The organism is Exiguobacterium sp. H66 (genome assembly GCF_018618705.1).
Classification (GTDB): domain Bacteria; phylum Bacillota; class Bacilli; order Exiguobacteriales; family Exiguobacteriaceae; genus Exiguobacterium_A; species Exiguobacterium_A oxidotolerans.
Window position 1 is genome coordinate 192885 of sequence record NZ_JACSMQ010000004.1, and the last position, 20561, is coordinate 213445.

The 20561-nt window shown below is 46.3% G+C and carries 18 protein-coding genes and 1 other annotated feature; of the genes, 7 read left to right on the forward strand and 11 right to left on the reverse strand.

What is annotated here, in order from left to right; all coding sequences use genetic code 11:
• Nucleotides 1-46: 46 nt before the first annotated feature.
• From KNP88_RS08885 to KNP88_RS08895, 3 genes are read right to left on the reverse strand one after another with little or no spacing between them, the layout of a single operon-like run.
• A complete protein-coding gene (locus tag KNP88_RS08885) occupies nucleotides 47-787 on the reverse strand; it encodes a sugar nucleotide-binding protein (protein ID WP_214893339.1) in 741 nt (246 codons plus the stop codon).
• Nucleotides 784-1869 carry an SDR family oxidoreductase gene (locus KNP88_RS08890; protein ID WP_214893341.1) on the reverse strand — a complete coding sequence of 362 codons (1086 nt, stop codon included), beginning with the start codon at nucleotides 1867-1869 and terminating at the stop codon, nucleotides 784-786. Before KNP88_RS08890 ends, KNP88_RS08885 begins: the two co-directional genes overlap by 4 nt.
• Entirely contained in the window at nucleotides 1866-4004 is a 2139-nt protein-coding gene (locus tag KNP88_RS08895) for a PAS domain-containing sensor histidine kinase (RefSeq protein WP_214893343.1), read from the reverse strand. Before KNP88_RS08895 ends, KNP88_RS08890 begins: the two co-directional genes overlap by 4 nt.
• 191 nt (nucleotides 4005-4195) lie before the next feature.
• Here KNP88_RS08895 and KNP88_RS08900 point away from each other — a divergent pair, with 191 nt between their 5' ends.
• Nucleotides 4196-4720, forward strand: coding sequence for a restriction endonuclease (locus tag KNP88_RS08900; protein ID WP_214893345.1), 525 nt, complete (start codon nucleotides 4196-4198; stop codon nucleotides 4718-4720).
• A gap of 171 nt (nucleotides 4721-4891) precedes the next feature.
• A complete protein-coding gene (locus KNP88_RS08905; protein WP_029331989.1) occupies nucleotides 4892-5368 on the forward strand; it encodes an LURP-one-related family protein in 477 nt (158 codons plus the stop codon).
• Nucleotides 5369-5411: 43 nt separating this feature from the next.
• On the opposite strand, the gene KNP88_RS08910 is transcribed toward KNP88_RS08905, so the two are convergent.
• On the reverse strand, nucleotides 5412-6032 hold the full coding sequence (locus KNP88_RS08910; protein WP_088838149.1) for a DUF1836 domain-containing protein: 621 nt from the start codon (nucleotides 6030-6032) through the stop codon (nucleotides 5412-5414).
• A 117-nt stretch (nucleotides 6033-6149) separates the two neighbouring features.
• Here KNP88_RS08910 and KNP88_RS08915 point away from each other — a divergent pair, with 117 nt between their 5' ends.
• Nucleotides 6150-6797 (forward strand): diacylglycerol/polyprenol kinase family protein, encoded by a 648-nt coding sequence (locus KNP88_RS08915; RefSeq protein ID WP_214766390.1) that lies wholly within the window; start codon nucleotides 6150-6152, stop codon nucleotides 6795-6797.
• Nucleotides 6798-6884: 87 nt separating this feature from the next.
• Here KNP88_RS08915 and ald read toward each other — a convergent pair whose 3' ends face one another.
• Nucleotides 6885-8009 carry an alanine dehydrogenase gene (gene ald, locus KNP88_RS08920; protein ID WP_088838147.1) on the reverse strand — a complete coding sequence of 375 codons (1125 nt, stop codon included), beginning with the start codon at nucleotides 8007-8009 and terminating at the stop codon, nucleotides 6885-6887.
• A 131-nt stretch (nucleotides 8010-8140) separates the two neighbouring features.
• Nucleotides 8141-9358: a PucR family transcriptional regulator gene (locus KNP88_RS08925; protein WP_029331984.1), complete on the reverse strand. Its 1218-nt coding sequence runs from the start codon at nucleotides 9356-9358 to the stop codon at nucleotides 8141-8143.
• A gap of 162 nt (nucleotides 9359-9520) precedes the next feature.
• On the opposite strand from KNP88_RS08925, the gene KNP88_RS08930 reads away from it, so the two are divergent.
• The gene (locus tag KNP88_RS08930; RefSeq protein ID WP_214893347.1) at nucleotides 9521-10897 is read left to right on the forward strand and encodes an alanine/glycine:cation symporter family protein; all 1377 of its coding nucleotides are present in this window, start codon (nucleotides 9521-9523) and stop codon (nucleotides 10895-10897) included.
• A 380-nt stretch (nucleotides 10898-11277) separates the two neighbouring features.
• Here KNP88_RS08930 and KNP88_RS08935 read toward each other — a convergent pair whose 3' ends face one another.
• Both KNP88_RS08935 and KNP88_RS08940 read right to left on the reverse strand, forming a co-directional pair.
• Nucleotides 11278-12132: a sulfite exporter TauE/SafE family protein gene (locus tag KNP88_RS08935; RefSeq protein WP_214893349.1), complete on the reverse strand. Its 855-nt coding sequence runs from the start codon at nucleotides 12130-12132 to the stop codon at nucleotides 11278-11280.
• A gap of 633 nt (nucleotides 12133-12765) precedes the next feature.
• Nucleotides 12766-13410 carry a TVP38/TMEM64 family protein gene (locus tag KNP88_RS08940; RefSeq protein WP_214893351.1) on the reverse strand — a complete coding sequence of 215 codons (645 nt, stop codon included), beginning with the start codon at nucleotides 13408-13410 and terminating at the stop codon, nucleotides 12766-12768.
• Between the two features lie 239 nt (nucleotides 13411-13649).
• Here KNP88_RS08940 and trhO point away from each other — a divergent pair, with 239 nt between their 5' ends.
• Nucleotides 13650-14567, forward strand: a complete 918-nt coding sequence (gene trhO / locus KNP88_RS08945) for an oxygen-dependent tRNA uridine(34) hydroxylase TrhO (protein WP_214893353.1) — start codon at nucleotides 13650-13652, stop codon at nucleotides 14565-14567.
• 109 nt (nucleotides 14568-14676) lie between these two features.
• Here the strand turns inward: trhO and KNP88_RS08950 are convergent, their stop codons facing one another.
• Together KNP88_RS08950 and KNP88_RS08955 are read right to left on the reverse strand one after the other, a co-directional pair.
• Entirely contained in the window at nucleotides 14677-15453 is a 777-nt protein-coding gene (locus KNP88_RS08950; protein WP_214893354.1) for an alpha/beta hydrolase, read from the reverse strand.
• A 15-nt stretch (nucleotides 15454-15468) separates the two neighbouring features.
• Complete coding sequence (locus KNP88_RS08955; protein WP_214893355.1) at nucleotides 15469-17145, reverse strand: GGDEF domain-containing protein; 1677 nt, start codon at nucleotides 17143-17145, stop codon at nucleotides 15469-15471.
• Between the two features lie 129 nt (nucleotides 17146-17274).
• Nucleotides 17275-17495: a binding site (T-box leader), on the forward strand.
• A gap of 56 nt (nucleotides 17496-17551) precedes the next feature.
• On the opposite strand from KNP88_RS08955, the gene argS reads away from it, so the two are divergent.
• Together argS and KNP88_RS08965 are read left to right on the forward strand one after the other, a co-directional pair.
• Complete coding sequence (gene argS / locus KNP88_RS08960; protein WP_088838135.1) at nucleotides 17552-19234, forward strand: arginine--tRNA ligase; 1683 nt, start codon at nucleotides 17552-17554, stop codon at nucleotides 19232-19234.
• 29 nt (nucleotides 19235-19263) lie between these two features.
• Nucleotides 19264-19869 (forward strand): hypothetical protein, encoded by a 606-nt coding sequence (locus KNP88_RS08965; protein ID WP_088838133.1) that lies wholly within the window; start codon nucleotides 19264-19266, stop codon nucleotides 19867-19869.
• 64 nt (nucleotides 19870-19933) lie between these two features.
• On the opposite strand, the gene KNP88_RS08970 is transcribed toward KNP88_RS08965, so the two are convergent.
• Nucleotides 19934-20527, reverse strand: coding sequence for a metallophosphoesterase family protein (locus KNP88_RS08970; RefSeq protein WP_214893356.1), 594 nt, complete (start codon nucleotides 20525-20527; stop codon nucleotides 19934-19936).
• Nucleotides 20528-20561: the final 34 nt, after the last annotated feature.

Below are 20561 nucleotides of genomic sequence, written 5' to 3' on the forward strand. Positions count from 1 at the left end.
AAGTGCCTCACCGTTCGATAACGTATCGAATGGTGAGGCACTTTTTTTACATAAATGATAATCGGTCTGAGATTGGGGCAATGGTCACCCGAGGATCCTTCATTCGATCATCACGCTGGATTGTATTATCTTCTTCGATTTTCCATTTCGAACCGTGGTATACATTTAATGCTGTAGCGATTTCAAAAAAGGAATGGGTCGGATTTCCATTGGCAAGATAAAGGCCAGGTGTTTGAGTCGTCAAGATTGTATAGAGCGTTTGCGCCGTATCTTCCAAAAAAGAGCAAGCGGGATACCAGTTTTTACTTGCCAGAATGGGACCCGTTGAGGCATGCCGTTCTAAATAATCAATCATATTATTTGATCCAGCAACCTGACCGATTTGCCAGCCGATCCGGACGATGTAGGCGTCAGGATTGACTGCTTGGATAAGTCGTTCGCATGTTCGTTTATAAAAACCGTAGTCATCGTCTGCTTCCGGAAGTACAGATGGATCATGCGGTCCCTGTTGATGATTTGCGTAGACAGAAGCCGTGCTCGTAAAGAGAAAGGGAATGTTACGCTCAAAAGATAGCCGTGCCAACGATTCTGCAAATTCAGCAGAACCCATTCCGATGTGTAAGAGTAGATCAGGTTGGACCTGATCAATAAAAGCTTCCATGATTGCGGAATCAGTCGTCGAGACAACCGATCGATCCCAAGCTGTAACTTCATACTGATGCACGCGTAAGACGTCTGCGAGTACAGGTGCGACTGTACCATTCATACCGGTAACAAGAGCATTCATTGTGTTTTCTCCATTTCGGGATGTTGAATTTTATAGTAATCGACAAGTCGTGGAAGAAACTCAGCAAGATCAGGACACACAATACCAGTTCCGTCTAAATCACGAAGTGTGTTCGTCGTATCGTAGTGAACAGGGTGAACAAAGTAATCAAGCGTCTGCCGCTGCATCTGTAAGCGCGTAGCGATACGCGGGGTCAACAGGGACGTCACGAGGCGAAACGGGACGACGCCCCGCGGAGCGCAATTGTAGTAGGCGCTGTGTAACATTTTATAAATCGTCCGTGCGCCGTGTGGAAATGGATCGGTCAGGTGATACGTTTGACGGACGCCGCTTGGTGCATGACTTAAATAAGTCGTCGCAGCGATGGCGTAATCGTATGGGACGAGATTGACGAGGGCATTGGCTCTGCCGGCATACGGAAGCGGAGCAACGTTGTTTAGCAGACGCAGGGCGTTTAAGACGAAATAGACCCCATCCCACTTAGGGGTCTCACCCGTCTCGGAATGCCCGACGACGATTCCCGGACGAATGATCGTGTAAGGAAGCGAACCGACTTCTTCGTGCAAGCGAACTTCTGCCAGGTACTTCGTTTCTTCGTACGCATTTTTGAATGATGCGGCATGTTTGAGGTCCTGTTCAAGAACCGTCCCGGTCCGGAGCCCGGATACATAGGCGGTGCTGAAGTAGATATAGCGTTCAAGATAATGCAACGTATGAGCAAACTGCGTCACGTTCGATGTTCCGATGACGTTAATTCGAAAAGCGGCATCAAACGGCGTCGCCAAGTCATACAGAGCTGCCAGGTGAAAGAGATGCGTCACTTCAGTCGACAGTCGTTGCTTCATCTCTGTGTTCAATCCTAATCCGGGTGTTGTGATATCACCTTCTAATAAAACGAGTTGTGCTTCTTCGAGACGCGTGTGGTCGAGCAACGATTCCTTTTTTGCTAAGGCACTTGTTCGTTCGCTCGGTAGATGGAGCAAATAAAACCGGTCAATTTGCTCCGGCACAAGAGCGAGACGTTCAATTAATTTGGTGGCAAGGAATCCGGGGAATCCTGTCATGAAATAAGTCCGTTTCATTTTGCGTAATCCTTTCTTGAATCTAAATCGAGTACAACCGTGAAAGTCGACCCTTGATGGAGCTCCGACTCGACGGAAATCGCCCCACCATGTGATTCGATGATTTCTTTACAGATTGCAAGACCGAGGCCGGTTCCGCCAATCTTACGGACGGCTGAATTATCGACACGGTAAAATTTCGTGAAGAGCTTATCGAATGCATTTTGAGGAATTCCGAGACCATGATCGGTCACAGTAATGATGGCTTGCTCGCCTTGTGTGTGTAGACTGACCGTGATGTGGTCGGCGGATGGTGAATATTTGATTGCATTCGAGAGTAAGTTCAAAACGACTTGTTTAATTTTATTTTCATCGGCAACGATCATGACAGGATCTTCCTTTACATCAAGCACGATGCGATGGGTTTCGGCCGTTTCACCAAAAGCGTCCGTTGTATCGAGGAGCAGTTGACGTAAAGAGAATGATTTAAAATCGTACGGTTGTTTGCCGCCTTCCATCCGTTGAATGTCTAAAAATTCATTGAGGAGCGTCGTTAACCGCTTGGCTTCTTCGTGCATGATTTCGACATAGCGTTGTGTTTTTTCAGGTGTGAGCTGACGATAGCGCAACAACTCCAAATAACCGAGGATCGATGAGAGGGGTGTTCGGAGCTCATGCGATACGGTACTGATGAGTTCATCTTTGACTTGGTCCATTTTTTGCTCCTCTGTCCGGTCGCGGAAGACGAACAAAAAACCATGACGGGAGATGCGACTACGTTCCTTCTTAATTGAAGTCGCATAAAACTCGAAGTAAAGATGATTGGATTCATTCGGACGTTGTAGCGTAAACCGAAATGACAGTTCAGAATGCTTGCCGGCAAGGAGTTCTTCGACTTGTTGTAGCATCTCATAGCGGGTCGCGAGATCGAGATTCGGAATCATACTGATCCGCTCTTGAATCTTGCTCGGTGCAATCCCTGGAACATCGAGCAGTTTTCGGGCTTTGACGTTCATGAAGATGAAGCTGCCATCTTCTTCTGTCAGTAAAAACCCTTCGTTTGAAGCTTGCAGAATCGATTGGGTGATATCGCGTTGACGCATGATGGCATTTTTTTCACGTTCTAACATGCTCTCGATTTTTTTACGCTCACTGATATCCCGAATGACGGCGACACGCATCCGTGTTTTTTCGTACATGATTTCGCGCGGGAAAATTTCAATTTCGACAGGTGTCCCGTCTGCCCGTCGCCCGGTGACCTCGTACGGATCATTACGGTGGAGTTCGATACGCCGGCTGACCTCTTCATGAAAGTCAGGATGGATGAAATCCAAGGCATTGCGTCCCTTGATCTGCTCAAGTTTTGTACGGAAAATCACTTCAGCTGCTCGGTTCGCGTCGAGAATGGTACCACGGTCGTGGAAGATGACCGCTTCGACGATTGATTCGGAAAACAGACGGAAACGGCGTTCACTTTTCGTCAGATGTGACTCGATTTGTTTTTGGGCACTCATATCAACGATGAACAAGAAAAATTGTCCGTCTGCTAAACGGGTCATATACAACCGACCATGGAAGGTCGAGCCGTCTTTACGGTGATACACCCATTCGTTTTCCGCATCACGCCCGTGCAACAACAAGATCTCGGCTGGAGACAAGTCTTTTAAATTCAACTGCTCCAAGTGTCGCTTCCGCTCATCAAACTCTGCGTGATCGTGTAAGTCATCAGGACATCTTCCGATCAGCTCGTGTTCTTCGTAACCGAACAAGGTACCCGCTGTTTCATTAAACGCGGTAATATGGAAGTCTGCGTCTGTGACGAGTAGGGCAGCATCTAATGTCGATTCGAGCAAGCGGTCGATTGCGAGCGATTTAACGGAAACGACGAAAAGGGAAGTCTGCGCAATCGGTGAGACGATGAGTTCGTAAGGGATTACCCGGAAGTGGACCGAATCAGATAATGGAAGAGACTGTTCGTCGAGTGAGAAAAGTGAAAACAGTGACTTGTCATTGGAGTGGGTAGGGAATTGGGCGTGAAAGGTATCATTCACAAAGTCAATTCGGCCCATCCGATCCACTAAAGCGAGCGGTTCTGAGACGGCACGTAAGGTCGCACGGATAAGTGCTTCTGCGGATGTGGATGAGTGTTCAGTCATAAGCGACCTCCTTTCAAAAAATAAAGTCCGGTGCATAGTGATTATTAAAAAACGTAATCTGCTCTCAACACTTATTCTCCATCTGCGTTGTTCGTTCCTTTCGAGGAAGCGAACCGAAAGAGAATTTAGTATATTAATTTTAAAGAAACCGATTGAATTCGAGTCAACTCAGAGTGAAGGAGAATCAAGTCATGCAAATACGTACGAAACGCAGAATAATCGCACTACTGTTCGCAGTGCTCGGAGTCGGCGGAACTTATTTTTTTTCGAGTTCCTGGGAACTTTTAATTGTCGGAATCAGTATAGTAGGATGTATCGTTTTTTTATTACTTTCCTTCTTTACCCCGTCACTTGCGAATCGAATTGACCGGATGGAAGGCAGGGAGTTTGAAGAGTGGCTCGTCGAACTATTTGAAGGTGCCGGCTATCGTGTTGAACTGACACCGGCCTCAAGAGATTTTGGGGCGGATTTATTGATTGAAGACGCACAAGGGTATAGAATAGCGATTCAAGCAAAACGTTATGGTGGACCGGTTGGATTAGAAGCGGTCCAACAAGTCGCCGCGGCAGTACCTTTTTACGACATGGATGAAGGATGGGTCGTGACGAATTCGACGTATACGGACGCCGCATTTCGCTTGGCAGAACCGAATCGGGTGCGCTTGATTGATCGAGCAGAATTGCTTGAGTTTGCACGAGAAATTGGCTTTCGCTGATGTTGTCGAATGATTGTCGACAAAAGGGGGTTGTCAATTTGTTCAAACGGTGCAATAATCATTTTCGTTAACGAAATATCATAGAGATAAAGAAAGTTAAACTATTCAGGATGTCTAAATATACTGGGGACGAAATACCAGCACTTTTTAGCAGTGAGAGGAGAATTTCTGTTGCGCAAAGTTGTCTATGTGCAGGGTTGCGTTTTTTCGCAAGGTCATGCCGCGATTTATGATGAAGCACACCAAATGATCGGTGCGGTTCAACACGACGAGACAGGTCGTGTTCAAGTAATGAATGGTGAAGGTAGAGGGGTAGCGTTTGGAAAGTTCATCCCGACATGTAAGAAATGGGTCGTGATGAACCATGATGGTCAAGAGGTAGGTCAAATGCGTGAGAAGTTTTCACTCTTCTCGAAGAAATGTGAATATAACGTGTACGAACGAGGCACGTATGTCATTTCCTTCGACCTGACAAAAGGGAAATTCTCAGTCCGAAGTGCGGCAGGCGAAGTCGTCGCAGAATTGCTGCAAGACGGCGATGAATATCGTCTCGTAAAAGATGCCGACAAACTCTCGATGTACGAACTGCTGTCCGTCTTAAAAAGCTTGACGAACTCCGTCAACTATAAATCACTTACAGCTGTATAAAAAAAGATGTCCTTCAGTTTATTCTGGAGGGCATCTTTTTACTTCAAGATTGTAAAACTTGCTGGAGACGCTGTTTTGCTTCATGCGTCAGGTGCGAAATACGACGGGCGTACAGACAGAGCTGTAAGACGTGGACCGTCTCAGGGCGATAGGCATGGATACGCTCTAAAGAGCGTCTCAGACGCTTCTCCGTCAGTTCGATGGGTCCGCTCGTCTCTGCATGCTGTGTATAGACGAGATAAAAGTCGAGCGGACTGATTAAATCATCTTCATCGATATTCGGGTTCTTAAAAACGATCGTCAATAATTCACGTGTTTCTTCTAAAGAAAAGAGATGCTTTAAGTCATCAAGTAAGTAGATGATGGCTGCCTGATTGATCGAATATTTTTTCCCGCGATGCGGAACACCGATGATGTCGCGGACTTCACGCTTCGTCCAATTTTGAATCGTCGTCGCAGACATGTGTTCTCCAATCAAGGCATTCGCGAGATGGACGATTTCGTTAATCGATAAACCATTTTTCGTCGCATCAAATTGTTTGAGGCGATGGATGACTTTCGGAAGGTCCGATTCATCCTCGGAAACGAGTGTGCCAATCCCTTTTCCTTCTTTCAAATGTGATAGGCAGTTAGATAACGTTTGCACGGCTTGAGCATCATACATTCAGAATACTTCCTCTCTAGGACGTCATTTGACCTTATGTTATCAAATGAAGGTTCGAAAGAGCAAACGGCAATCAGACAAAGTACAATAGAATGGAGCAAAAGAAGGAGGATTCATATGGAATGGGTTGCTGCTGTTGGAACAATCGTCATCATTGGACTCATCTTGTTCTTGTTGGAAGCGATTGGTCGACGCGTGGGAGCAGAGCCGGAAACGGTTCGGAAATGGATTCATATCGCAGTCGGGCATTGGGTCTTTCTAGCGCTTGCCTGGATCGATCATTGGTACATTGCAATCGTCCCGTTATTATTTTTCACGGTCGTTAATCTGCTGACCTTAAAACGCGGGACGGGTCAAATGAATCAAGTGGAACGCATATCTTACGGGACGGTCTACTACCCGATTTCTTTACTGATTCTAGTCGGACTCTTTTTTGAACGAGAACCAATGGCACTCGTCGCCGGAAGCATGGTGCTCGCGTGGGGCGACGGAATGGCTGCTTTAGTAGGTCGACGCTACGGAAAGACGTTCTATACACGTGGGGCGATTAAACGATCATTTGAAGGAAGCATCGCGATGTTTTTATTCTCGTTCCTCGTCCTGACTTCCACATTTCTTATATATGCATTACCGGCTTGGATTGCAATCAGTTACGGTTTTTTGCTTGCGAATATTGCTGCCTTGATTGAAGCCGTGTCCTATCGCGATTTAGATAATGTTTTCATCCCGCTTTCAATCGGTGCACTCGTTGCGTTTGCGCTTTAATAGATGTTGCTACTTGCCAGGTAAAAACAAAAAAGCAGCAGGTTTCTTCTATAAAGAAGAAACCTGCTGCTTTTTCGCTGTTTTCTATTAAGCGTGAAGGTGCAATACATCTTCAACGGATTTATACGTGTAACCGAGGTCGCGCGCGACTGCTTCGTACGTCACGAATCCTTGCGCGACGTTGAGACCTTTTTCAAGCGAAGTATTTTCAGCAAGTGCACGGTGTGTGCCTTTGTTCGCGAGTTCGAGAACGTAAGGAAGTGTTGCGTTCGTAAGCGCGAGTGTCGACGTCCGTGGAACAGCACCCGGCATATTCGCGACGGCATAGTGAACGACACCGAATTTTTCATACGTTGGATCATCATGTGTCGAAATACGGTCAACGGTTTCGAAAATTCCGCCTTGGTCAATCGCGACATCGACGATGACAGCACCTGGCTTCATTCGTTCAACCATCTCTGCTGTCACGAGCTTCGGTGCTTTCGCTCCTGGAATCAAGACGGCACCAATAACGAGGTCACTTTCAGCGACGGCTTCTGCAATCGTATACGGATTCGAAATCAACGTGTTGATTGAGTTACCAAAAATATCATCAAGTTGACGAAGGCGCTCAGGACTGACGTCGATGATCGTCACGTCAGCACCAAGACCGACTGCGAGTTTTGCTGCGTTCGTCCCAACGACACCACCACCGATGACAGTAACTTTTCCGCGGCGCACACCAGGGACGCCTGCAAGTAGAATCCCCATTCCACCATGCGGTTTTTCAAGGAACTGTGCACCGATTTGTGAAGCCATCCGACCAGCGACTTCACTCATTGGTGTCAGAAGTGGCAATGTCCGATTTTTTTCGACCGTTTCATAAGCGATTGCCGTAATCTTCGAGTCAACAAGTGCCCGTGTAAGTTCTGGCTCCGCTGCAAGGTGTAGATAAGTGAACAAGGTTAAGTCGGGACGGAAGTATTGATATTCTGAAGCGATGGGTTCTTTGACCTTCAACGCAAGCTCAGCAGTCGCCCAAACTTCTGCCGCTGTTTCGATGATTTGTGCACCAACTTCGATATACTCTTCGTTTGTAAAGCCGCTCCCCATACCAGCAGATGTTTCGACGATGACTTGATGTCCATGAATCGTTAACGCTGCTACCCCGGCAGGTGTTAACGCAACACGGTTTTCGTTGTTTTTAATTTCTTTTAATACTCCAATGATCATAAGAGCGATCCCCTTTCGCAAATGAACAACCAATAACCCTTTAACTACTTACTTCTCCCTCAGTATACGAGAAATGAAAGCGTACGACTTTATCGGTGTTTTCAAAAAATAAGAGGATTGTTTGTGAGAAATCACAAAAGGTAACGGTCGGCTTTCAAGTAAAGATAAAGTAACGAACGTTCAGGTAATGATTCCATCCGAATGCCGGCTTCTTCTTCGATGCGCCGCATGCGGTATAAGATCGTATTCGGATGGACGTGAAGGTGGGCGGCGACTTGTTTGACATTTCCGTCGTAATGCAAAAACCACTCGAGCGTTTCGCATAAAGAAGCTGTGTGTTTCAAATCGTAAGCGCGAAGACGTTCGATTTCTTCCAGTCGAACCGTCCGTCTCCGTAAGCGTTCTGAAAAGATGGGTAATAATTGGAATAGTCCGAGTCGCTCGTATCGCGTCACATTTTGAAGTTCGAAAGGATAGGCGTCTTTGAGACGTAAGACGATCCCTGCTTCTTCGTAACGTTCTGGAATCGACTGCACACCGGTGAAAACTTCACTGCTCGATACAACAAATTCTGTATAAGAAAACCGTTCGGCGAGTAGTTGGCGGAATGACTGGATGAAAGCATCGAACTGAATGCGTTCATGCTGAATGTCACGATCGTTTGTGCTGATCCACAAAATAAAATCTGTCGTGTCGTATGCATACAGCAGGGGGCGTACCGTCTGTTGAATTGTCAATAAATAACGGAGGCGATCGGCTAGACGCGGCGTAATGGCTTCCGGGAAACGGATGACCATTAAGCGACTGATTCCCGGCGGAGCGAGATGAAGTTTTGAGAACGTCTTTAGGATTTCGCTTTCGGGTAACTCTTCATGGAGTAACTCAAAAAAGAATTGCTCCGTCTGTTCTTCTTGCCGTTTTTTTTGCATGTCGATTGCAAGCAACTGTCGTTGTGCAAGCATGGCACCTTTTTTTAAATCGCCTAGCTCTGAAGCCGTGAAGGGAGTGTTGCGAGCGATTGACCAAATGTAACCGAGAATCTCCATATCTTGTTTAATGGCAATGGCGACGCGGTCGTTCAAACCAACGCTCGTCCGGGCAGTGATGACGAGTGGATCATCTTGAGCCGCTAAGCTTTGGATGACCTCATCTTTCCAAAGTTGATCGATGACGGATTCAGGGACACGGCGGCCGATGATGGTAGCGACACGGGCAGGATCTGTATCAGTCGTATGCGTACTGTAGGCGAGCAGACGATGATTGCGGTCTTCAATCGTTATCGGTGCATTGAGTGCGAGGCCGATCGCTTCTGCTAAATCATCGAGGGAATGGTACGTTGCTTCTAACATAAATGAAGTTCCTTCTTTCTCTATCGTATTCCTTATATTTAGTATACAACCGTTTGTGTATAACCACAAAAACAATCGATTCATATTGTAGGAATAAACAAAAATATGCTAAGGTGAGCGGCAGAGTCAACTGAGATAGAGATAGAGAGGATTTGGAGTGCGATGGAAGTGTTACAAATGATTTCATCATGGATTTGGGGAATCCCGAGCATGGTGTTATTGGTCGGGACGGGCTTATATTTTACGGTTCGTCTTCGAGGATTACAGTTTCGCCGGTTAAAACAAGCGTTTCAACTTGCATTGACGAAAACGGGGCATGGTGAAGGGGAAATCAGTAGCTTTCAAATGCTGATGACGTCACTTGCTGCGACAATCGGGAATGGGAACATCGCCGGAATTGCCGTCGCTTTGACGATGGGGGGGCCAGGTGCAATCTTTTGGATGTGGGTGATTGGTCTCGTCGGGATGGCGACGAAGTATGCTGAGAGTTTGTTAGCGATTTTATTTCGTCAGCGAAACGATCGTGGTGAAATTGTCAGTGGACCGATGTACTACATCGAGAAAGGTCTTGGAAAAAGTTTTAAGCCGTTAGCGGTTGCGTTTGCCTTGTTTGGTCTGATTGCTTCTTTTGGCGTCGGAAATACGGTCCAGGCGAATGCGATGTCGACGGTATTGAAGCAGACGTTTCACATTCCGTTACTTGCTTTTGGAGTTGTACTAGCCGTCGCTGTCTATTTCTCGATTCGTGGTGGGCTTGAGCGTGTCAGTTCAATCTCGACGATTTTTGTACCGGTGATGAGTTTGCTCTACATCGTGGCGGCACTCATTATTTTAGTTCTTCAAGCGAACCAAATCATTCCCGCGTTAGGGCTGATTGTACAATATGCGTTTCAGCCGTTGGCACCAGTCGGCGCATTTGCGGGTGTTTCCATCATGGTTGCCATGCAGGTTGGTGTCGCACGTGGTATTTTTACGAACGAAGCCGGACTGGGAACAGCTGCTTTAATTGCCGGGTCTGCTAAAAGTGAACGACCTGCAGAACAAGGATTGATTTCGATGACGAGTACGTTTATCGTGACGTTAATCGTTTGTACGATGACGGCACTCGTTTTAATGACGACTGGATTTTGGGATCCGACGGGAGGAACGTTATCAGGTGTCACACATGACGGCTCATTGACAGGAGCGGCACTTACATCGGCCGCATTTGCCAGTGTACTTGGACCACTGGGTCAATGGACGGTTGCCTTCTCAGTTTTCTTTTTTGGGTATTCGACGATTATCGGGTGGTATGTCTATGGTGAGAAATGTCTTGAATATTTAAGTGGTGCGACGAAATTCAACCGCCTCTACCAAGTCATCTTTGCATTAGCAGCCTGTTATGGAGCAATCGCAAATTTAGAATTGTTGTGGCTGGTCGCTGATATTGCGAACGGTCTGATGATGATTCCGAATTTAATCGGAATGTTATTATTATCGAAAATCGTCATTGATCATACAAAAGAGTACGAAGCCGGTACGATTCGAAAAGTTGCTTAACAAGAAACAGAAAAAAATAGCCGTCCCCTTTTTAACGGGGGACGGCTATTACAGACTGTAGACAACTTGCTGTCGGGAGAGAAAGCGTCTTTTTTCGTTGCTTTCCTCGGGCGAGGCGCAAGCCGTTACTCCTTGGTCCTCACGGACAACGAGCAGGGTCTTGCTTGCTTCTGGAAAGCCGCGTTAAAAACGCACTTTTTCCTGTAGGAGTCAACGAAACGTGACGCTTTTTAGGTGATATCGTGACAGAAATCCGCGCATGCAGGCGGTTTAGAGCACAATCCGTCTCGATATCACATGTGTACGCTTCGTAAGAGTGTGTCTACACGCTGAAATAGCCGTCTCCTTTAGCAGGGGACGGCTATTAATATGAGAAACAGTTAAGAGGATGCTGAACGTTTACGGCTGTACACGAGTAACGTCACTAAGAAGACGAGGCTAAGGGTCACTAAGACGATTAACGAAGCTGTATTAAAGCCTAACACTTCAAGCAGCACACTTGTCGCGACCGTTAAGTAAAAAATCCCTAAATACTTTTTGACGAACGGACTTTCGAAGTGTCCCAATTGTTTTGCGCCGATCGGTGCACCGAGTAAGGCGCCGATAATTAACATGACACCGACGAGCAAATCGACATCCGTACTCGCCACCGTATAGTTGACGAGTCCAGATAGGACAATCAATAAGGCAGAGGCGATACTTGTCCCGACCGCTCGTTTCAGTTCATAACCGACGATTCCGACGAGTAGTGGCGTGATGATGAAGCCCCCGCTGACACCGAGTAGCGACGATACGAAACCAGCGAACAGACCGGTAAAGGCGAGAGCGACGTAACGATTACGCCATCCGTCTTGCGAACCGTTCGTCGACTTTGGACGAAGGAACTTATTCGCGAAATAGAGTAATAAAGCAATGTAAACAATCGAGATGACGAGGTGTGCCCCGTTGACTTCTTCGAGTCGAAGGACGAGGGGCGTTGCAATCGTCGAACCGATAATCCCGACACCACCGATGACGAGGCTATCACGCCAAACAACGTTTTTTAGACGAAGATGAGAGAGTGTTCCGGAAACGGTTGAACCAAGTGTCAACATGAGGCTTGTCGCGATGGCGACACTCGGGGTAAATCCAAGAATCAACAAGAGGGGCGTCAAAATGATTCCGCCCCCGATTCCGAAGAAGCCAGAGATAATGCCAATAAAAAATCCAAGCGGTAAAAAATAATAAAATTCCATGCAGGTCCATCCCTTCACAATCCATAGTACGTTAAGTATCGCAAGGGCGGAGTGGAAAGTAAAAGGGAACGGCTCCTTCAAGGGGGTTGAAGGAGCCGTTAAGGGGATTATTCTGTTGATGGAGTGACAGGTGCCGCTCCATCGATTCCGGTACAAAAACTACGTACGCTCAATGATACCGGTGACATTGAACGAGGGCGCAAGAGAGACGATGCTCGGACTTGCTGACGAGAGGAATACCCGTCTTAGGGAGTCGATGAATCGTAAATATAGATTCATTATAGGAATGAAGAAGTTGGAAAATCCATCCTATTTTATTGAGTCGAAACGTGAACATTATTCTGATATTGGTCTTACCAATTAAATGTAAGCGTTATCAATAATGTCTAATGTGTGATCGGTATTTTTATATAATTATAGCAAATAAAAATGGTTCAAAAGACCTAGTATTAATCGTAAGTCGATTTAGGCGTAGTTCAGGTATCGTTCTTTCATGAACTAAAATAACATCTGATTCATAAAGAAGGGTGGCATAACCAAAAAAAGATGGAACATCACATGTAAGCGATCTTCCATCCGGATAGTGAAATAAATTAAACACTTGGGTCAGTCATGTGTTTTTGAGAGAATTGTTTATTTGTTCTTACCTTCAATTACATTTTCTAGTTCACGTAAGTTTTTCGTACGACGTGCGAGTGCCCGGCGTTTAATCCATTCTTCCATACCGCGACTGATTCCCCAAATCGCAAGTAGGATCAGGAAAAGAAACAGTAGACGAATAGGTCTTTCTAAAAAACTTGACCACTCTTTGCCGATCAAAGAAAACAAAATGACGACAATCAGGCGGCCGGCGCCAGCCGCGATTAAATACGTACGGAGTGATAACTGAATCATCGCCGAGATGGATGTAATGATAAAGGCCGGCATGAACGGGAGCGAAAAGAAAAATCCGAGTGAAATCGGACTCATGTGACGAACGCGTTCAATCCAGTGTTGTGCTGCCTTATGATTTTCAAGCCACCGGGTGACTGGACGGCGAAATAAATAGCGGATACAAGCAAACACGACGAGTGAACCTAACATGCTGCCGACCCAAGATACGAGCACTCCCATCCAAAAACCATAGGTCGCCGCGTTCGCGGAGATGATCAGGACGAGTGGGAGGAATGGGAATAGTGATTCTAAGAAGGGTGCAATCAATCCGGTCGAAGCTCCACCCGGAAGATCTTGTAGAAATACAATCATGTGCTCGATCCATTGACGGATAGTTTGGAGCATTCGGAATCCTCCTTACAAATTAAACTGCTAATTTCTATTTTACCTCTTTCCTCATCAGAAAGGGAATTGAATTACGACGTAAGTGTCATGGATTTGTCGATTGTACAATTGAATCGGAGTTGGTATTATACTTAAATGGGTGCGTTTTGCAGGCGTTCCCAGCTAGCTATTAGCTATGACGCTTCGTTCGCCAACGTTCGTTTTACTGCAAAAAACTGACATGGGGGCCAATGAGGATTATGAAACCTTATCGCGTACTATTATTTTATAAGTATGTTCCGATTGAAAATGCGGAACAGGTAACAAAAGAGCACCTTGCCTACTGTAAGGAACTCGGAATCAAAGGAAGAATCTTGATTGCACCAGAAGGCATCAACGGAACACTTTCTGGAACGATCGAACAAACAGAACAGTATATGCAAGATTTATTAGCGGATCCGCGCTTTAGCGACATCGAATTTAAAATCGATGAAGTCGAAGAGCATACATTCAAAAAAATCTTCGTCCGTTACAAGAAAGAGCTCGTCACATGGCGTTTTGAAGATGAGTTTAATGTCCCGAAAGAAAATGCAGCCTACCTTGAGCCTGCTGAGTGGAAAGAGATGATGCAAAATGAAGACGTCGTCATCTTAGACGTCCGAAACAACTACGAATACGATCTCGGTCATTTCAAGAATGCCGTCAAGGTCGACGTTGCGGCGTCACGTGATTTCCCAGAGTGGCTCGATGAAAATGAGCATTTGTTCGAAGGGAAAAAAGTCTTGACGTATTGTACGGGTGGCGTACGTTGTGAGAAGTTCACGGCTTATTTCCGTAAACGTCAAAACAGCGACGACATCTTCCATCTGAAAGGTGGCGTCGTCATGTACGGAAAAGATGAAGTCACGCGTGGAGAAGACTGGGAAGGGGAGCTGTACGTGTTCGATGAACGCGTTCAAGTACCTGTCAATGAAGTCAATCCGACTGTCGTATCCGAGTGTTACTACTGTGGTAAGGCAGAAACACGTTATGTTAATTGTGCGAACCCGGAATGTAATCGTCAGCATTTCTGCTGTGAAGAATGTGAACCAAAAGTGATGCGTTCATGTTCCGACGAATGCCGGGAACACCCGCGGAATCGTTATGAAAAAGAACTGACTGAAGAGCTCGTGAAATAAGATGAAAAAGGATGATGTGTGCTCGTTAGAGCGTACATCATCCTTTTTAGGTTGTACCACTGAAAAAGACGTGTCACGCAGATGATTCAAATGCGTTAACACTTAATTCTTATGAAAAGAGAAATCGGAGCACGTCCGGCATACGTTTCGCCCACGCTGTCTCATGGTGAATACCGTCTGCGATGACGGTGTATCGCATCTGCTCGACTTTTTGACGTACTGCCGCCGAGATGACATCATTCGTGTGCAAATAATCTTCTTCTGTCATCGGACCGCTGACTTCTTTTGTCCCGATATCCATGTAGCAACGGTGCGCGTCAGACAGTGGGAGACTTCGCTCGATGAATTCAAGTAAAGAAGAGAAGTTCGCCCATCCGGCTGTCGATAAGGCGGCGGCACGCGTGATCACTTCCGGATAAGCAAATAGGCCATATAAGGAAATCACGCCGCCCATCGAGCTGCCAATCATCGTTGTATCAGTCGGAATCGTCGCATAGTGCGAATCGATGTACGGTTTCAAGTCATAAATAATCCATTCCATATACGCTTTCCCGTTTCCGCCGATCGTCGTCCGGTGTGACGGATATGCGGTTCGCATCAATAACGCGTCATCCGTCCAAGGCGCATATTCATCGTACCGGTCCATCGGGTCATCCGGGCTATCGATGGCGACGATCATTGCCTGTAGACCGACTTCGTGGAGGGCGAGATGAACATCCCACCCTTTACCGAAGGAAGCACTCGCACCACTGAAGACATTTTGTCCGTCATGCATATAGATGACGGGTAATGCAACATCCGTCGCGACCTCAGGGGGACGATAAATCCGCAATGTCCGCCGTTGTTGATTCATCGGAAGCGATAACTCAATTTCAGTAATAGACACGTTAAACACAACCTTTCAAAGATTAGCGTAGTGGGCTGTACAATTTCGACCATTGTGTTTTCCGCCGACATACAGTGCGTGATCTGCCTGACGTAATGATTCTTCAAATGTGCGTTGGTAAGGATGTTCTACTGTATCGACGCCAAGACTGACGGTAATAGAGAGATGGTGATCGTCGACAATGAAGGGGCGATCGAGAACGGCGTGACGAATTTCTTCAGCAATGGAGATTGCTTGGTCTTGTAAGCAATCCGCAATCAAAACAACGAATTCCTCCCCCCCATAACGTGCCGCGAAGACGGAATCGTTTCGGTGGATGACGTATTTAATCCGTCTTCCGAGCTCACGTAAGACGAGATCCCCGACTTTATGTCCGTACGTATCATTGACGTGTTTAAAGTGGTCGATATCAAACAGGATGATCGACAGCGGAAAGTGTTCGGAAGCAAACTGGCGTGCTCCCTCTTCATAAAAAGCACGACTGTTCGGGAGTTCGGTCAAGGCATCCGTCCGGCTTTCGGCATACAATTGAAAGTTTTCTTGGGAACGCTCGAGTACGCGGCAAAATGTCCGAAGCAGGCGAGAAATTTCATCCGCTTTTGCTTCATCATAAGCATCAGCGATTTGATGAAATAAAACGATTGAGACATCGACTTCTCCACTTGTGATGGAAGGAATCGCGAGCATCGAATGCCGATCGACGGGAAGCGAGAGTTGGACATCATTTCCCCAGTCGAACCGAAGGCCATAGAGAATCGGAGTCCGCAGATCATTCGCTGATAGCGTATGAAATAAAGGTAAGACATCAACTGTCTTTTTTGTCCGAATGTCATAGATGATTTGTTTTCGTTGCTGCTGAATAGAAAGCCAGCCGTCGGAGAAATCAATTAGATGAGGTAAATCAATCAGTAAGGATTCAATCGCTTCCCGTTCAAAGCGTGAAACGAGCAACCGTTCCTTCGCATCGTCGAACCGTTTAGCGTTGTGTGTAGCTTGTAAGGATGCGCCACGCTGTTGTAGGAGTTGCTTGAATAAGAATAAAATTAAAGTCGAGACAGTCGCAGCAACTAACGGGTTTTCATCATAAAACCAAATCCCGAGAAGCGCGCTTAAAATACTGATTCCGTAAACGAGTGTCTGAAGTCGGATGAGGCGGGTCCAGTCATACTTTAAGTTTAAGAAACGATTGACGAATCGGCATTGAAGATAGGAAATAAGAAAGACACCCACCAGATAACCGACAAACGGGATAAGTGATTCGGTATAAGTAAAGCCCGGGCCGGTCGGACCTCCAAGTAGCAAGTAAGCGGAGGCGGGAACTGAGATATAGACGATGTCGAATAAGACGTTGACGGGGTACAGGTAGATGAATCGTTTTATCCGAATTTCTTTTTTATGCGAAAATAATTGGAAAATCAGGACGCCGAGTTGACTCAAAATGACGGCAATCAATAAACCGTAATTAAGAAAAATGAATAAAATAATACCTTCTTGAAATGTATAATAAATCCCACCACGGCGGATGTTATCGAATTGGAAGAGGAGGACTAAAATGAGAAGATAACTTGCATTTCCAAGCGATATCGCTGGGTTCATATGGACGGGAAAGGCAAGCGATGCAAGAAACAGCAAAACAACAGTAAGTGCTAAAGTGATCCAGCTCATACGTGCTACTTTTCGATAGTAAACCATAGCGGAATAGACCCCTCTCTGTGGCGATCCTTCTGTATCTATACCCGATTTGTGGAAATTATGATAAGTGATTTACAAAAAAATAAGGTTGAGAGAAATCGAGTCATTGCGTATAATGTGAAAGATATCAAATCGTCGATGACGAAGAAAGTAACGGTTTTATCTTGTCAGCCAGCGAATCAGGAAACGGTGGAAGCCTGAATGGACAAAGAAATCGTGAAACGCACTTCAGAGACGCTATCCGAATCGTAACGATCAGGCGTAGCCGGGGGAACCCCGTTATCCCCAATTAAGGTGGGTGTCGAAAACGACACCAAGAAGAGTGGTACCGCGGTCATTCCGTCTCTTTGCGAGTTGCGCAAAGGGCGTTTTTTATTGGAAAAAATAAACTGTTGGAGGTAATACAATGAGCTACAAACAACAATATGCTGAAGTTTTACAAGGAGTCATCGGAGACGCATTGACACTTGAACAAATTGAGCAACTGATTGAACAACCGAAACATGAAGACCACGGAGATCTCGCATTCCCTTGCTTCTTGTTGGCGAAAGCATTCCGCAAAGCACCCAACATGATTGCAGTAGATGTCGCTGAAAAAATCGATAATCCACTCTTTGCGAACGTTCAACCAGTCGGACCATATGTCAACGTCTTCTTGAACCGTGAGGTCGTCTCGCAAGAAATCGTCAATCGTGTCTTAAACGAAAAAGCGGACTACGGATCAAGTGAGTCGAATGGGAAGACGATTGTCACTGACTTCTCTTCACCAAACATCGCAAAACCGTTCTCGATGGGACATTTGCGTTCGACGGTCATTGGAAATGCATTAAACCAAATTTCACGTAAAAAAGGATATGAGGTCGTTGGGATCAACCACTTAGGTGATTGGGGCACGCAGTTTGGTAAATTGATGGTGGCTTACAACATGTGGGGTAAAGAAGAAGATGTCCGGGCTGAGCCAATCAAAGAACTATTGAAACTCTATGTCCGGTTCCATGAAGAAGCAGAAAGTAAGCCGGAACTTGAAGATGAAGGTCGGGCCTGGTTCAAAAAACTCGAGCAAGGTGACGAACAGGCAACCGTTCTTTGGAAATGGTTCCGTGAAGTCTCACTCGTCGAATTCAGCCGTGTTTACGACATGCTTGGTGTACAGTTCGACAGCCTGAACGGAGAAGCCTTCTATAATGACAAAATGCAGCATGTCATTGACTTATTAGAAGAAAAAGAACTGCTCGTCGAGTCTGAAGGCGCGATGGTCGTTGATCTTGAAGCAGAAGGTATGCCACCCGCGCTGATCAAGAAAAAAGATGGCGCGACGCTTTACGCGACACGCGACTTGGCAGCGGCTGTCTATCGCCTCGAAACGTATCGTTTCGAACAAGCATTTTATGTCGTCGGCGGAGAACAAGCGCTCCATTTCAAACAGTTGTTTGCAGTTTTGAAAAAGCTTGGTTTTGATAATGTTGACGGCATGCACCATGTACCATTCGGGCTTATCATGAAAGATGGCAAAAAGATGTCGACGCGTAAAGGGCGGATCGTCTTGCTTGAGGAAGTCCTTCAAGATGCAATCAACGTCGCAAAACAAAATATCGCCGAGAAAAATCCGAACCTTGCGAATGCCGACCAAACAGCACAACAAGTCGGCGTCGGCGCAGTCATCTTCCATGACCTTAAAAATGAACGCATGAACAATATCGAGTTCGATCTCGAGCAGATGTTGAAATTCGAAGGGGAGACGGGTCCATACGTTCAGTACACAAATGCCCGTGCCAACTCGTTACTCCGTAAAGGCGGCTATGATGGTGCAGCCTTCGACGGAAGTGCTGACGATTATGCCTGGGGGGTCGTCTCGATGCTTAACCAATTCTCGGCAGTCATTGACCGGGCGTTCGTGCGTCGTGAACCATCCATCATCAGCCGTTATGTCCTCGATCTCGCGCAAAGCTTTAATAAATATTATGGTCAAGTACGTGTCCTTGAAGAGGATGCGGCAAAACAATCTCGCCTTGCACTCGTGAAATCGGTTACGATTGTATTGACGGAAGGTCTACGCCTCCTAGGTGTCGGCGCTCCAGAAGAAATGTAATAAAATCAAATTAAAGATGGGGTTAGCATATGAATAAAGAAACAAACGAACGGTTGCAGCAGGCAGCAGAACGAATCAAGAACGAAGACATGAAAGAAGCGATTGCGTTCATCGCTGATTTTCACGGGAGAGTGGCAACGTGGTTGCCTGGAGAGTCTGTCGACTTCATCTTTGATGTCGTGACAGCACCAGGTGCGGATTTAATCGCACCTGTTAGTGGAGATGCACTCGAAACGAAAGTGAACTTCGAATTTTTCATGGGTAAAAAACAAACGCGTAAAAAATTAGGTGAACTTTTAGCGCTTTGGAAAGCACCACGTTCGAAGGAAACACTCAGTGAAATCGATGCGATTGGTCTTAAAAAATGGTTGGCCCGGAATGAATTCCGGTCGGAAGACAAGCCATGGGACTATCTCAACCGTCTCCACGTCTTATTGTTCCTCGATTCGATGACAACCGTCATCGATGATCATCAATTGACGACGTTATACGAACAACTTGTCGGCAAAACACCGGTCCCGACAAGCTTCGTCCGTCGTCAAGGAGAAGTACGTCGTGTCGTCGATAAATTCGTCGAGAAACATGAATTAACGCAGGTCGATTTAGTGAAAGCTTCACTCGTCCGTTACCTGTAATCAGAAAAGACCCTCGGATGAAAGCATGGAGATGACTCCAGCTTTTAACCCGAGGGTCTTTTTATCATGCTTGGTGGTAGACGATGGATTCTTCCTGTGTGTCGTAGAGCAACCATTCTCGCTCGACGAGAACAGGACCGACATTGACAGCATACCGTTCTTGTTTGATGGAAATCGGAACGTCCAGTTGCGTCGACAACCGGCGTCCGTCGCGAAACAAACCACGTTGATGACTATGACCGAAAAACAATAGTCGTTGTTCGAATTGGGAGGTGTTCGGTATTAACGTATAACTCCACTCGAACTGATCACCGTGTAAAAACAGGACATCGTGACCCACTTGCTTTGTCCGGGGGACCGACCGGAGTCGGTCAAGCAGTCCGGATACGCCGGTTGGGACGATTGAAAAAATCCGTTCTTCTTGGTTCCCGAGTAATGTTTCGAAATCAAGTAGCGCAACATAGTCGAAATCAAGCGTCACGACATCAGAGATGGACTCAAAAATATGACGACGCGCTCTCTTTTTGCCGATATGGCACTCATGGACGTCGCCGAGCGAAAAAATCGTCGCTTGTGGAGCACGTTTACGGATATCCTGTAGCACGGCGCGCGTATCTGAAAATGAACTATGCAAATCGGCAATCAGTGCATATTGCATCTAGCATCTCTCCCTTGTAATAGGATTATACCCT

Excerpts from the sequence above, each read along its gene's own strand:
- ald (WP_088838147.1), bottom strand. The coding sequence starts at position 8,009 with ATGATCATTGGAGTATTAAAAGAAATTAAAAACAACGAAAACCGTGTT.
- argS (WP_088838135.1), top strand. The coding sequence starts at position 17,552 with ATGAGCTACAAACAACAATATGCTGAAGTTTTACAAGGAGTCATCGGA.
- KNP88_RS08910 (WP_088838149.1), bottom strand. The coding sequence starts at position 6,032 with ATGTATGATGCTCAAGCCGTGCAAACGTTATCTAACTGCCTATCACAT.
- KNP88_RS08935 (WP_214893349.1), bottom strand. The coding sequence starts at position 12,132 with ATGGAATTTTATTATTTTTTACCGCTTGGATTTTTTATTGGCATTATC.
- KNP88_RS08940 (WP_214893351.1), bottom strand. The coding sequence starts at position 13,410 with ATGCTCCAAACTATCCGTCAATGGATCGAGCACATGATTGTATTTCTA.
- KNP88_RS08885 (WP_214893339.1), bottom strand. The coding sequence starts at position 787 with ATGAATGCTCTTGTTACCGGTATGAATGGTACAGTCGCACCTGTACTC.
- KNP88_RS08970 (WP_214893356.1), bottom strand. The coding sequence starts at position 20,527 with ATGCAATATGCACTGATTGCCGATTTGCATAGTTCATTTTCAGATACG.
- KNP88_RS08955 (WP_214893355.1), bottom strand. The coding sequence starts at position 17,145 with ATGGTTTACTATCGAAAAGTAGCACGTATGAGCTGGATCACTTTAGCA.
- KNP88_RS08915 (WP_214766390.1), top strand. The coding sequence starts at position 6,150 with ATGGAATGGGTTGCTGCTGTTGGAACAATCGTCATCATTGGACTCATC.
- KNP88_RS08965 (WP_088838133.1), top strand. The coding sequence starts at position 19,264 with ATGAATAAAGAAACAAACGAACGGTTGCAGCAGGCAGCAGAACGAATC.
- trhO (WP_214893353.1), top strand. The coding sequence starts at position 13,650 with ATGAAACCTTATCGCGTACTATTATTTTATAAGTATGTTCCGATTGAA.
- KNP88_RS08895 (WP_214893343.1), bottom strand. The coding sequence starts at position 4,004 with ATGACTGAACACTCATCCACATCCGCAGAAGCACTTATCCGTGCGACC.
- KNP88_RS08900 (WP_214893345.1), top strand. The coding sequence starts at position 4,196 with ATGCAAATACGTACGAAACGCAGAATAATCGCACTACTGTTCGCAGTG.
- KNP88_RS08930 (WP_214893347.1), top strand. The coding sequence starts at position 9,521 with ATGGAAGTGTTACAAATGATTTCATCATGGATTTGGGGAATCCCGAGC.
- KNP88_RS08925 (WP_029331984.1), bottom strand. The coding sequence starts at position 9,358 with ATGTTAGAAGCAACGTACCATTCCCTCGATGATTTAGCAGAAGCGATC.
- KNP88_RS08890 (WP_214893341.1), bottom strand. The coding sequence starts at position 1,869 with ATGAAACGGACTTATTTCATGACAGGATTCCCCGGATTCCTTGCCACC.